The following is an 11,771-nucleotide window of genomic DNA, read 5'->3' as shown; positions in this document are numbered from 1 at the left end:
AGATGGAGGTGAGTTCGACCCCGGACCGCGCGGCACCGTGCCGCGTTTCCTCCCCTGCCTGAAGGCAGGAGTCTCCACGCTGAAAAACCAGATGACCATCACATTCCGGCGATTAGTTTGTCCACCCTCTCGTCGACGCTGCGGAAGGGGTCCTTACAGAGCACGGTGCGCTGCGCCTGATCGTTGAGCTTCAGGTGCACCCAGTCGACGGTGAAGTCGCGCCGCTTCTCCTGCGCCCTGCGGATGAACTCCCCGCGCAGCCGCGCCCGGGTGGTCTGCGGCGGGACCGACTTGGCCTCGAAGATCTTCAGGTCGGAGGCCACCCGCTCCACCGCGCCGCGCTTCTGCAGCAGATAGAACAGGCCCCGGCGGCGGTGCACGTCGTGATAGGCGAGGTCGAGCTGGGCGACCCGGGGGCTGGACAGGGGAAGGTCGTACTTCCTGCGGTAGCGCTCGATCAGCTGGTACTTGGTGACCCAGTCGATCTCCCGGGCGACCAGGTCGAGGTTGCCGGTCTCCACTGCGCCGAGCGTCCGCTCCCACAGCTCCAGCACCCGGTGGCTGATCTCGTCGCCGCCGCGGCGCTCGATGAAGTCGCGCGCCTTGGAGAGGTACTCCTGCTGTATCTCCAGCGAGGACGCCTCCCGGCCGTTGGCCAGGCGCACCCGGCGCCGCCCGGTCATGTCGTGGGAGACCTCGCGGATGGCCCGGATCGGGTTCTCCAGCGACAGATCGCGCATCACGGTGCCCGCCTCGATCATGCGCAGGACCAGGTCGGTCGCGCCGACCTTGAGCAGCATGGTCGTCTCGCTCATGTTGGAGTCGCCCACGATGACGTGCAGACGGCGGAAACGCTCGGCGTCGGCGTGCGGCTCGTCGCGGGTGTTGATGATCGGCCGTGACCGGGTGGTGGCGCTGGAGACGCCCTCCCAGATGTGCTCGGCCCGCTGGGAGACACAGTAGACCGCGCCGCGCGGGGTCTGCAGCACCTTGCCGGCCCCGCAGATGATCTGCCGGGTGACCAGGAAGGGAATGAGCACGTCGGCCAGGCGCCCGAACTCGCCGTGCCTGCCCACCAGGTAGTTCTCGTGACAGCCGTAGGAGTTGCCGGCCGAGTCGGTGTTGTTCTTGAACAGGTAGATGTCCCCGGCGATGCCCTCCTCGCGGAGCCGTTTCTCGGCGTCGACGAGCAGGCCCTCCAGGATGCGCTCGCCCGCCTTGTCGTGGGTGACGAGCTCCACGACGTTGTCACACTCGGGGGTGGCGTACTCGGGGTGACTGCCGACGTCCAGATAGAGACGCGCGCCGTTGCGCAGGAACACGTTACTCGACCGGCCCCAGGAGACGACCCGGCGGAATAGATAACGCGCTACCTCGTCGGGCGACAGCCGCCGCTGCCCCCTGAACGTGCAGGTGACGCCGTACTCGTTCTCAAGCCCGAAGATGCGACGATCCATTGCCTCACACTATTCGCCGAACCCCTCTTGCGGGAGGGATCAGTGGGGGTTTTCGGTCCTACGGCTTATGCCCCCGGGGATCGGCGGCTAAGCGTGAGGAGGGCTCACACGGAGTGACCGTCGGCATGTCCGGACCGGCGGGAGGCGGATTCGGGTGGCCGGAAAAAAGTGACCTTGGTCACTCCGCGGGACGTCACACCCGGTGGGGCACGGCGGAGGAGGTGTTCCCCGCACAGCACCGGGCGCCGCGCACCCCGCGGGGTGTGCGGCGCCCGGCACCGATGTGATCAGCCGTTGGAGCCGGTGTCGATCTCACCCTCGGGCGCGGTCGGCGGCAGGTCGGAGGTCTCCGGCGCCTTGGGGGTCTTGGGCTCCGGGGTCTCCCGGAGAGGCGTTCCGGCGCCCCCCGCCAGCAGACGCTCCAGCTTGGGCCCGTGGAGCCGCATGAACTTGCGGTGCGGCCGGTTGCGGTCGAGCACCGCCACCTCAAGCTGGTCGGCCGGGGAGCGCTCGCCGCCGGGCTCGGTGAGCGCGAACAGCGCCGCCTCCAGCGCCTCGGCCAGCGGCAGGCCGTCGCGGTAGCGCTCCTTGAGCCGGCCGGCGACCGCCTCGGCCTGACCGCCCATCGCCACCAGGCCGGTCTCGTCGAAGACGGAGCCGTCGAAGGTGAGACGGTAGATGTGGTCCTCGTCGGCGGAGTCGCCGACCTCCGCGACCACGATCTCGACCTCGAACGGCTTCGGCGACTCGGTGAAGATCTGACCGAGGTTCTGCGCGTAGAGGTTGGCCAGGCCGCGCGCGGTGACATCGTCCCTGGCGTAGTTGTAGCCGTTGATGTCGGCGTAGCGTATGCCACCGAGGCGCAGCGCCTCGAACTCGTTGTAGCGGCCGACCGCGGCGAACCCGATCCGGTCGTAGATCTCGCTGATCTTGTGCAGTGCCCGCGAGGGGTTGGGGGCGACGAACAGGATGCCGTGCTCGTACTGCAGAACGACGACGCTACGGCCCCGCGCGATCCCCTTACGCGCGTAGTCCGCCTTGTCCCGCATCTGCTGCTCGGGCGAGACATATCCAAAAGGCATGGACACCTGGGGTGATCCTCTCGTGTTAGCGCAGCGGGGCGACGGGACCGTCGGGGGAGCTCATCCGCTCGTCGAGGACGGTCTGGACGTGGGCGCCCACCTCCTCGTCGGACAGACGGTGGAAGCCGTCGGCGGTGATCTGCGCTACGACGGGCCAGATCTTGCGGGTGATGTCGGGGCCGCCGGTCGCCGAGTCGTCGTCGGCGGCGTCGTAGAGCGCGTGAATGAGTGTCAGCACGATCTCCTCCGGCGAGGCGTTCTCCCGGTAGAGCTTCTTCAGGGAGCCTCGCGCGAACAGCGAGCCGGAGCCGATCGAGTGGTAGTTGGACTGCTCGTAGGGACCGCCTCCGACGTCGTAGCCGAAGATCCGGCCGCCGTCGATCGCCGGGTCGTAGGCTGCGAAGATCGGGACCACGACCAGTCCCTGCATCGCCATGCCGAGGTTGCCGCGGATCATGGTGGCCAGCCGGTTGGCCTTGCCGACCACCGAGAGCGTACGGCCCTCCATCTTCTCGTAGTGTTCGAGCTCCACCCGGTAGAGCCGGGCCATCTCGATGCCGGTGCTCGCCGCTCCGGCGATGCCCATGGCCGAGTGGTCGTCGGTGCGGAACACCTTCTCCATGTCTCGCTGCGAGATGATGTTGCCCGAGGTCGCCCTGCGGTCACCGGCTATCACCACGCCGCCCGCGCAGGTCGCCGCGACGATCGTGGTGGCGTGTGGAATCCGGTCACCGACCGGGGCTGCCAGGGTCTCGTTCCGGCCGGGCAGCAAGTCCGGCGCGTAGGAGCCGACGAACTCGGTGAACGAGGAGACGCCGCTGTTCGTGAAGATGTGATTCACCATGCCGGCGGGCAGGTCCCTGTGCGATCCCACGCGACTCCCTCCAAAGGTGCGGTCCTTTATAGGCCCGACCTTACTCATCTTGCCGTGCTGCTTGCACTTCCCTGGATCAGCTCAGCGCGAACCCCCTCCGCCGGGCTCATCGAATCTTTACACCGGGCCCCGTCGCCGCGCCAAGCGCGCGGCGCACCCCGGCACCGGCCCCGAGGACGGACGCGGGCGCCGTCACATCCTCCGGCCGTGACCTCGGGGCCGAGATCGTCCCCCGTCCGGGCGGACCGGGTCGCGGCGGGTGTCCGATCCGCCGAGCGGCGCTCCCGTTCACCGCCGGACTCGGCGGCCGTCCACCCGGGGAGCCCGGCCCGGCGGGCCCGGTCGGCCGTGATCGACCGCGGCCGGGAGAGACGCTCGGATCCGCCGCCGGATCCGGTCTGCCCCGACAGTGAATTCGGGCGTATGCCCTACTGTCCGCCCTTTTGCACGTACGACCTGACGAATTCCTCCGCGTTCTCCTCAAGAACCTCGTCGATCTCATCGAGAATCGCGTCGACGTCGTCGGAGAGCTTCTCCTGACGGTCCTGGACGTCGGTGGAGTCCGCGGGAGCGGTCTCCTCCACCTCCCTGTCGGTCCGGCCGGTCTGCCTCTGTCCGCCGGTGTCCTTACTAGCCATCTGGCACCTCCACGTGGGGGACGTCTCCTGCCCCATATCTTCCCCGAACCGGCAGACATTTCGCGTGGATCGTCCTGCGATCTTTGCGGGAGCCCGCCAGGGCCACTCCGGGACCTTCCCACAGACAACCCGTCCGCGCCCTCCGGAGGCAAATCCGGGCGCGCCCGGCAGTCCGATCCGGGCGCCGGCCGTCGCGATGTGCCCCGGGGGCCGGGCCTTGACGTCGAGCGCCGGATGTCGTCTGATCCTTTTACCGGACAGATATGGACTTATCGGCTCCGCCGGGCAAGTCGGAACCACTTCGAGTAAGCCATCCGGGCGCGAAACTGCGATCATTGACGGGTGAGCACCATCGTCGCCAGCCGCTACAAGCTTCTCTCCCCCGTCGGCCGGGGGGCGACGGGCGTGGTCTGGCGCGCCTACGATCTGTTACTGGAGCGAGAGGTGGCGCTCAAGGAGATCGCCCTGCCACCGGGCCCGGCCGCCACCGAGCAGCGGCGGCGGGTGGTCCGCGAGGCGCAGATGGCGGCACGGCTGAGCCACCGGGGCATCGTCACGGTGCACAACCTGGCCGAGGAGTCCGAGCGGCTCTGGATCGTCATGGAGTTCCTGGAGGCGCTGACCCTGCACGACACGCTCATGCAGGCGGGCCCGCTCCCGGTGGACCTGGTCGCGGCGATGGGACGCCGCCTGCTGGACGCGCTGCGGCACGCGCACGACGGCGGAGTGATCCACCGGGACATCAAGCCCGCCAACATCATGCTCACCGGCGACCGGGTGGTGCTGGCCGACTTCGGCTTCGCCGCACCCGAGGGGACTGCGGGCACCTCGATGCGCGGGACGCCGGCCTTCATCGCACCGGAGACCCTGCACGGCCGGGGCGGGACACGCGAGGCGGACATGTGGTCGTTCGGCGCGACGCTCTACATGGCGGTGGAGGGCAGGACGCCGTTCCGGGTGGTGAACTCGATGTCCGCCCTGGTGGAGGCGTTGCGGGAACCGGCACGCCCGCCGAAACGGGCCGGCGCGCTGGAGCCGGTGCTGCGCGGGCTGCTCCGCAAGGATCCCAGGACCCGGCTGAGCGCCGAGCAGACCTCGGTCATGCTGGCCGAGTTGCGCTGCTTCACCTCCGTCTGATCGCCACCACGGGGCCCCTCGCGACGCAATCGTTATGCGCGACTACCCAATGTCGCGACATGGCGCACCGTGCCGGTGAAAGCATGAATCCGCCGAGGGCCCGGCTTCTGACGCGCAACGGGTGGTCCATGGAAACGGGAACGGAGACGCCCCGCCTGCTCGGGGGGCGCTATCAGCTGATCTCACCCACCGGGCGAGACAGGGTCGGCACCGTGTGGCGGGCCCACGACTCCCGGCTCCGCCGGAACGTGGCCGTCAGGGAGATCCTGCCGCGGTTCCACGAACACGGCACCGCCCCGGAGGAGGCGCGCCACCGCGCGTTGCGCGAGGTGCGCTCGACCGGGCGGCTGAGCCATCCGGCGGTGGTCTCGGTGCACGACCTGCTGGAGGAGGACGGGCGGCTCTGGATCGTGATGGAGCTGCTGGAGGCCCTGACCCTGCTGGAGACGGTGGGGCACCTGGGACACCTGCCGGTCCACTGGACGGCGTGGATCGGGTTCCAGCTGCTGGCGGGGGTGCGCCACGCGCACGAGGCCGGCGTGCTGCATCGGGACATCAACCCGGGCAACATCCTGCTGACCGGTGACCGGGTGGTGCTGGCCGACTTCGGCATCGCGGCCCTGTACGGCGCGGCGAGCGCGGCGACGGCCGTGCCGCTCGGCTGCGCACCGGGTTACCTGGCGCCGGAGCGCCTGCGGGGCATGGCCGCGGCCCCGGCGGCCGACCTGTGGTCGTTCGGGGCGAGCCTGTACTTCGCGGCGGAGGGACGGCCCCCCTACCCGGACTCGAATCCGCTGACGGTCCTGAGCACGGCGTCGGCCGGGAGTCCCGACGCCCCGGCGAAGTCGGGGTCGCTGCTCCCGGTCCTGGAGGGGCTGCTGCGGAGCGATCCGGCGGCCCGTCTCACCGCCGATCAGGCCGCGCGCATGCTGCTGGAGGTGCTCAGGATGGAGGGGGTGACGGTGGCGCCGTCCATGCGGCCACCGGCCGCGCCCTTTACGTTGTAGATCAATATTGTTCTCCGTGCGCACGGCACCGTCGCGGGCCGGACTCCGTATGAGATCCGGCGTCGAGGGCAGTCGCCCGAGATCCATCGGGGCCGCGTGCGGAGCACGGGATCAACCGTTCTCCGCTAGCCCTCGGACCGGCCGGCGGCAGGCCGCCACGAACCGGGTGGCCAGCTGAGGACTGCCGGCCCAGTGCAGGTGCAGGTAGGAGGCGACCACCCGGTCGCCGGCGAACCCGTCCGCGCCGCCGCGCCAGCGGAACAGGGGCCGGTCCGGCACGGGCTCGACGGCCGTGCGGTGGAACTCATGGCCTCGATACCGCTCACCGTTCCTGGTCAGCACCGAGTCGCGGACCGCCACCGCGTCGCGGTAGCCGAGGGTGAGCGCGCCGGTCATCCGCGCGTCGGCGTCCAGGATCCCGCACATCGGCCTGCCGTCCAGCCGCCTGGCGAGATAGAGCAGGCCGGCGCACTCGGCCGAGATCGGCCCGCCGAACGCGGCGACCTCCTTGCGCAGCGGCTCGTTGGCGGACAGCTCCCCCGCGTAGACCTCGGGGAAGCCGCCACCGACCACCACTCCCCGCGTCCCCTCGGGCAGGGACTCGTCGGCGAGGGGGTCGAAGGTGACCACCTCCGCTCCGGCGGCGGCCAGGAGCTCGGTCTGCTCGGTGTAGCCGAAGGTGAACGCCTGCCCTCCGGCGACCGCGACCCTCGCCGTGACGGGCGCTGCCGGACCCGGCGACCACGGAACGGCGGGCGGCGGCGGGGCGGTGCGGGCGAGCCGCATGAGCCCCTCCAGGTCGCAGGAGGCGTCGACCAGCGCCGCGACGGCGTCCATGGCCCGGACGGCCTGTGTCCGGCGTTCGGCCGCGGGGACGAGCCCGAGATGCCGGGAGGGGGTGGCGACGGCGTCGCTGCGGTGGATCGCGCCCAGCACCGGGACGCCGCTCTCGGCGAGGGCCTCGCGGCAGATGTCCTCGTGCCGGGCGGAGCCGATCCGGTTGAGGATCACCCCGCCGAACCTGAGCCGGGTGTCGTAGGAGGCGAACCCGTGCACCAGCGCGGCCACCGACCGGCTCTGCTTCGCCGCGTCCACGACCAGGACCACCGGGGCGTCCAGCAGCCTGGCGACGTGCGCGGTGGAGGCGAACTCGCTCGCCGCGGCCCCGTCGTAGAGGCCCATCACCCCCTCGACCACGGCGAGGTCGGCCCCCGCGGCGCCGTGCAGGAAGAGCGGGGCGACGAGCTCCTCCCCCACGAGCCACGGGTCGAGGTTGCGCCCCGGACGGCCGGTGGCCAGGGCGTGGTAGCCCGGGTCGATGTAGTCGGGGCCCACCTTGTGCGGCGAGACCGCCAGGCCCCGCCTGGTGAGCGCGGCCATCAGCCCGGTGGCGACGGTGGTCTTCCCCGCCCCGGAGGCGGGGGCCGCGATCACCAGGCGGGCTACCATTCGATGCCCTTCTGGCCTTTCTGCCCGGCGTCCATCGGGTGCTTGACCTTGCCCATCTCGGTGACCAGGTCGGCGGCGGCGAGCAGCCGGGGGTCCGCGTCGCGGCCGGTGACGACGACGTGCTGGCTGCCCGGCCGGCCGGTCAGGGTGGCGACCACCTCGTCGACGTCGATCCAGCCCCACTTCATCGGGTAGGTGAACTCGTCGAGCACGTACAGGCGGAACGTCTCGGCCGCGAGGTCGCGTTTGATCTGCTCCCAGCCCTCGCGGGCGTCGGCGGCGTGGTCCTCGGCGCTGCCGGGGCGCTGAATCCAGGACCAGCCCTCCCCCATCTTGTGCCAGCTGACCCGGCCGCCCTCTCCGGAGTCGCCGAGCACGCGCAGGGCGCGCTCCTCACCGATGCGCCACTTGGCGGACTTGACGAACTGGAACACGCCGATCGGCCAGCCCTGGTTCCAGGCGCGCAGGGCCAGGCCGAAGGCCGCGGTGGACTTGCCCTTGCCCGGGCCGGTGTGCACGATCAGCAGCGGCCGGGTACGGCGCTGCCGGGTGGTCAGGCCGTCCTCGGGCACGCTGACCGGTTTTCCCTGCGGCATCCTTGTCAGCCTCTCGCTGTCATGCGGCGGTCCGCCGCTCACGGATCATCCCGGCGAGGCCGGTGAGGTCGTCGAGGCGGACGCTCTCGGCGCCCATCCGCCGTGCCAGGGACCCGGCCAGGCCGAGGCGGACGTGACCGCCCTCACAGTCCACCACCACCGTGGCCACCCCCGTCAGCAGGCCCGCGGCCCGGTGGGCCTCCTCGACGGTTCCCGAGGTGGCCCGCCCGTCGGTGACCAGGACCAGCAGTGGACGGCGGCCCGGATCGCGCAGGCGCTCGACCCGCAGCACCTCCGCGGCGCGGAGCAGCCCGGCGGCCAGCGGGGTGCGTCCGCCGGTGGGCAGTTCGCGCAGCCTGGCCGCGCCCGCCTCGACGGAGGAGGTGGGCGGCAGGATCAGGTCGGCGCGGGTACCGCGGAAGGTGATCAGCCCGACCTTGTCACGGCGCTGGTAGGCGTCCATGAGCAGGCCGAGCACCGCGCCCTTGACGGCGCGCATGCGCCGCCGGGCGGCCATGGACCCGCTCGCGTCCACCACGAACAGCACCAGGTTGCCCTCCCGGCCCTCCCTGGCCGCCTCCCGGATGTCCTCGCGCCGCAGCAGCAGCCCCGGGCCGCTCCTGCCGCGTCCGGCCTGGTACGGCGCGGCGGCGGCGACGGTCGCCGGCAGATGGAGGGAGGCGGGCCGCCCCGGGGGGATCCGGGCTCCGGTGGTACGGCCGAGAGGCGTCGCGGCCCTTGACCGGCGCCCGGGGGCTCCGGCGCCGACGCCGGGGACGGTGAACAGCCTGGCCCGTCGGGCCGGGTCGGCGTCGAAGGTCCGCTCGCGCCGGGCGGTTCCCGGCTCGGCGCCCGGATCCGCGGAGGATCGGCCGACGGGGGCGGGCTCGCCGGAGCCGGGGTCTGGACCGGGGCCGGGATCGACGCCCGGGCCGAGGCAGGGGTCGGCGTCGGCGTCGGCGGACGGGTCGCAGGGGCCGGGCGGGGCGCCGGACGCGGGGTCCGGGGAGCCGGGGCCGTCGCCTCCGGCCCCCTTGCCGTCACCGGCCTCGCCGCCGGGGCCGTCGTTCTCCGAGCCGCCGGGCCCCCCGGGGTCCTCGGGGCCGCCGGAGTCGTCGGGGTCGTCGGAGTCGTCGGGGTCGTCGGGGTCGTCGGGGTCGTCGGGGACCTGGTTGAGGAGGTCCTCCAGCTTGGACTCGTCCAGGCCGGGGGCGTCGAAGGGGTCGCGGCGGCGACGGTGCGGAAGCGCGAGCCTGGCGGCCTCGCGGACGTCGTCGGCGGTGACGGCGGCGCGGCCGTGCCAGGCCGCGTGGGCGATCGCCGCCCGCGCGGTGACCAGGTCGGCCCGGAGCCCGTCCACCTCGAACGCCGCGCAGACCGTGGCGATCCGTCGCAGCGCGGAGTCGGGCAGGACCACGTCCGCCACCCGGGCCCGGGCCTCGGCCACGCGCGCCGCCAGGGCCCGCTCCCGGCCGGCCCACCGGGCGGCGAACTCCACGGGATCGGCCTCGAACGCCAGGCGTCGCCGTACCACCTCCGCCCGCTGGGACGGCTCCCGCGAGGCCCGGACCTCCACGGTCAGCCCGAACCGGTCGAGCAGCTGCGGCCGGAGCTCCCCCTCCTCCGGATTCATGGTTCCCACCAGCAGGAAGCGGGCGGCGTGCCGCACCGACACGCCCTCCCGCTCGACGTAGCAGGTGCCGAGCGCGGCGGCGTCGAGCAGCAGGTCCACCAGATGGTCGTGGAGCAGGTTGACCTCGTCCACGTACAGCACGCCCCGGTGGGCACCGGCCAGGAGGCCGGGCTCGAACGCCTTGACCCCCTCGGTGAGCGCCCGTTCGAGGTCGAGCGAACCGGCCAGGCGGTCCTCCGAGGCCCCCACCGGCAGCTCGACCAGCCGGGCGGGCCGTACGATGCCGCCCTGGGCCCCCGGGTCCGGGGACACCGCGGGCGTCCCGTGCGGCCCGTCGGGGCACTCGGGGTCCGGCGTGGCGGGGTCACAGGAGAAGCGGCAGCCGCGCACCACCTCGACGGGCGGCAGCAGCGCCGCCAGGGCCCGCACGATCGTGGACTTGGCGGTCCCCTTCTCGCCCCGGACCAGAACCCCGCCGACGCCGGGGGACACGGCGTTCAGGACCAGGGCGAGCTTGAGGTCCTCCGATCCCACGATCGCGGTGAAGGGGTAACGCGGATCACGCACCTTGGAGATCTCCTTGGGTGTCGTCATACGGAACAGCTCAGCCGCCAGCGGCCGCCCCGCCCGGTGAGCGTGACCCGGGCCAGCGGCGCGACGTCGACCCGCCAGAAGGCGGGGGCGGGTGCCCCGAGGGCGTGGACGATCGCGGCACGGATGATCGGGGGGTGTGTGACGGCCACGATCCGGCCCGGCGCTCGGCCGGAGAGCCAGCCGGCGACCCGGCCCAGGAGGTCGACGATCGACTCCCCGCCGTGGGGCGCGGCGGCGGGCTCGGTGAGCCAGGCCGCGAGCGCCTCGGGTTCGGCCGCCTCGACCTCGGCGAGTGTCCGGCCACTCCACCGGCCGTAGTCGCAGTCGGCGAGCAGCGGATCGGGCGGGGCCCGCAGTCCGAGGGCCTCGGCCGTCTGGACGCAGCGCAGCTCGGCGGCGCGAACCGCCGCGGCGCCCAGCCCGATCGGCGGGGTCAGCCCGGCGGCCCGGCGCAGGCCGGGGCCGTCGAGCGGTTCGTCGCCGGGGAACGCGGCCCGTGCCGTCGCCGCCGTCGACCCGTGGGAGACGAGCAGCAGGCGGGTGACCCCCACCGGGGCCGTCACACCGGGCTGCGTCGGCGCGCGGCGAAGGCGAAGAGCGCGCCGACGCCAAGCCAGAACACCGCCTGGGTACCGAGGGAGGCGATACGGAAGTCCCACAGGAGGTCGGCGGGGAAGCCCGGGGGCACCTCGTCGATCTCCGGCAGGAGGATCCAGGCGGCCGCCACCGGCACCAGCAGGGACGCGCCGCCGGCCAGCCAGCGCAGCCACGGCTCGCTCCGGGAGGCGTACCGGTAGGCGGCGGTGCCCGCGCCGACGGCGAGGATCCCGACGACCACCGCGGTCAGGTAGAGCACCGTCCGCTGGTCGATCGTCTCGGGGTCTCCGACGGCAGGCGGGTTGGCGGGATATTTCAGGAAGGGCACCAGGACGATCGCGAGGAACGCCGCCGCCGCGAGGGTGACCGCGAGCACCGGTTCCGATCGGGGGCCGACCCTGCCGCGCACCGCCGCGTAGACGAGGGCGAACAGGCCGCCGACGGCCACGCCGTACAGGCCGAGGGCGAGGAAGAGTCCGAGGCGCTGGCCGTTCCTGCTGACGGGCGCCTCGTCCTCGTCGTGGGAGTGGGCGGGCTGGGCCGCCTCGTGGGAGTGGGCACCGGCGGGGGAGGCCGCCGCGGCCGCCTCCTCCAGCGCGATGGCCCGATCGATGCGCGGCTCGCCCGCGGTGTAGGCGAAGACGGCCGCGAACAGGCCGGCGAGCAGTCCGACGAGCATGCCCCGGACGATGAGTTTGACGATCACG

11 protein-coding genes are annotated in these 11,771 nt (G+C 72.6%); 2 read left to right on the top strand and 9 right to left on the bottom strand.

All coding sequences use genetic code 11. From position 1 onward, the window contains the following. Nucleotides 1–98: 98 nt before the first annotated feature. From pafA to ABZ194_RS23635, 4 genes are all read right to left on the bottom strand, one after another. Nucleotides 99–1,457, bottom strand: coding sequence for a Pup--protein ligase (gene pafA, locus ABZ194_RS23650; protein WP_355599177.1), 1,359 nt, complete (start codon nucleotides 1,455–1,457; stop codon nucleotides 99–101). A gap of 287 nt (nucleotides 1,458–1,744) precedes the next feature. Further along, nucleotides 1,745–2,539, bottom strand: a complete 795-nt coding sequence (gene prcA, locus ABZ194_RS23645) for a proteasome subunit alpha (RefSeq protein WP_355599176.1) — start codon at nucleotides 2,537–2,539, stop codon at nucleotides 1,745–1,747. A gap of 25 nt (nucleotides 2,540–2,564) precedes the next feature. Continuing rightward, nucleotides 2,565–3,383 carry a proteasome subunit beta gene (prcB, locus tag ABZ194_RS23640; protein ID WP_355599182.1) on the bottom strand — a complete coding sequence of 273 codons (819 nt, stop codon included), beginning with the start codon at nucleotides 3,381–3,383 and terminating at the stop codon, nucleotides 2,565–2,567. A gap of 458 nt (nucleotides 3,384–3,841) precedes the next feature. After that, the gene (locus ABZ194_RS23635) at nucleotides 3,842–4,051 is read right to left on the bottom strand and encodes a ubiquitin-like protein Pup (protein WP_355599175.1); all 210 of its coding nucleotides are present in this window, start codon (nucleotides 4,049–4,051) and stop codon (nucleotides 3,842–3,844) included. Between the two features lie 342 nt (nucleotides 4,052–4,393). Between ABZ194_RS23635 and ABZ194_RS23630 the strand changes: the two genes are divergently transcribed. Further along, entirely contained in the window at nucleotides 4,394–5,188 is a 795-nt protein-coding gene (locus tag ABZ194_RS23630; protein WP_355599174.1) for a serine/threonine-protein kinase, read from the top strand. 128 nt (nucleotides 5,189–5,316) lie between these two features. Continuing rightward, a complete protein-coding gene (locus ABZ194_RS23625; RefSeq protein ID WP_355599173.1) occupies nucleotides 5,317–6,195 on the top strand; it encodes a serine/threonine-protein kinase in 879 nt (292 codons plus the stop codon). A gap of 111 nt (nucleotides 6,196–6,306) precedes the next feature. On the opposite strand, the gene ABZ194_RS23620 is transcribed toward ABZ194_RS23625, so the two are convergent. The 5 genes from ABZ194_RS23620 to ABZ194_RS23600 are packed head-to-tail and all read right to left on the bottom strand — an operon-like array spanning nucleotide 6,307 to nucleotide 11,770. Further along, entirely contained in the window at nucleotides 6,307–7,644 is a 1,338-nt protein-coding gene (locus ABZ194_RS23620) for a cobyrinate a,c-diamide synthase (protein ID WP_355599172.1), read from the bottom strand. Then, nucleotides 7,638–8,240, bottom strand: coding sequence for a cob(I)yrinic acid a,c-diamide adenosyltransferase (gene cobO / locus ABZ194_RS23615; RefSeq protein WP_355599171.1), 603 nt, complete (start codon nucleotides 8,238–8,240; stop codon nucleotides 7,638–7,640). Before cobO ends, ABZ194_RS23620 begins: the two co-directional genes overlap by 7 nt. Nucleotides 8,241–8,259: 19 nt before the next feature. Further along, nucleotides 8,260–10,467: a putative cobaltochelatase gene (locus ABZ194_RS23610; protein ID WP_355599170.1), complete on the bottom strand. Its 2,208-nt coding sequence runs from the start codon at nucleotides 10,465–10,467 to the stop codon at nucleotides 8,260–8,262. After that, nucleotides 10,464–11,030 carry a histidine phosphatase family protein gene (locus ABZ194_RS23605; protein WP_355599169.1) on the bottom strand — a complete coding sequence of 189 codons (567 nt, stop codon included), beginning with the start codon at nucleotides 11,028–11,030 and terminating at the stop codon, nucleotides 10,464–10,466. The genes ABZ194_RS23610 and ABZ194_RS23605 overlap by 4 nt, the downstream gene beginning before the upstream one ends. Then, entirely contained in the window at nucleotides 11,027–11,770 is a 744-nt protein-coding gene (locus ABZ194_RS23600; RefSeq protein ID WP_355599168.1) for a CbtA family protein, read from the bottom strand. Before ABZ194_RS23600 ends, ABZ194_RS23605 begins: the two co-directional genes overlap by 4 nt. Nucleotide 11,771: the final 1 nt, after the last annotated feature.

This window comes from Streptosporangium sp. NPDC006007 (genome assembly GCF_040614315.1).
In the GTDB taxonomy this organism is placed as follows: Bacteria; Actinomycetota; Actinomycetes; order Streptosporangiales; family Streptosporangiaceae; genus Streptosporangium.
Note: the sequence above shows the minus strand (reverse complement) of the source record. Positions and strands in the feature narration are given on the sequence as shown.

Coding starts and splice junctions, on each gene's coding strand:
- pafA (WP_355599177.1), bottom strand. CDS start 1,457: ATGGATCGTCGCATCTTCGGGCTTGAGAACGAGTACGGCGTCACCTGC.
- ABZ194_RS23610 (WP_355599170.1), bottom strand. CDS start 10,467: ATGACGACACCCAAGGAGATCTCCAAGGTGCGTGATCCGCGTTACCCC.
- prcA (WP_355599176.1), bottom strand. CDS start 2,539: ATGCCTTTTGGATATGTCTCGCCCGAGCAGCAGATGCGGGACAAGGCG.
- ABZ194_RS23625 (WP_355599173.1), top strand. CDS start 5,317: ATGGAAACGGGAACGGAGACGCCCCGCCTGCTCGGGGGGCGCTATCAG.
- ABZ194_RS23620 (WP_355599172.1), bottom strand. CDS start 7,644: ATGGTAGCCCGCCTGGTGATCGCGGCCCCCGCCTCCGGGGCGGGGAAG.
- prcB (WP_355599182.1), bottom strand. CDS start 3,383: ATGGTGAATCACATCTTCACGAACAGCGGCGTCTCCTCGTTCACCGAG.
- cobO (WP_355599171.1), bottom strand. CDS start 8,240: ATGCCGCAGGGAAAACCGGTCAGCGTGCCCGAGGACGGCCTGACCACC.
- ABZ194_RS23635 (WP_355599175.1), bottom strand. CDS start 4,051: ATGGCTAGTAAGGACACCGGCGGACAGAGGCAGACCGGCCGGACCGAC.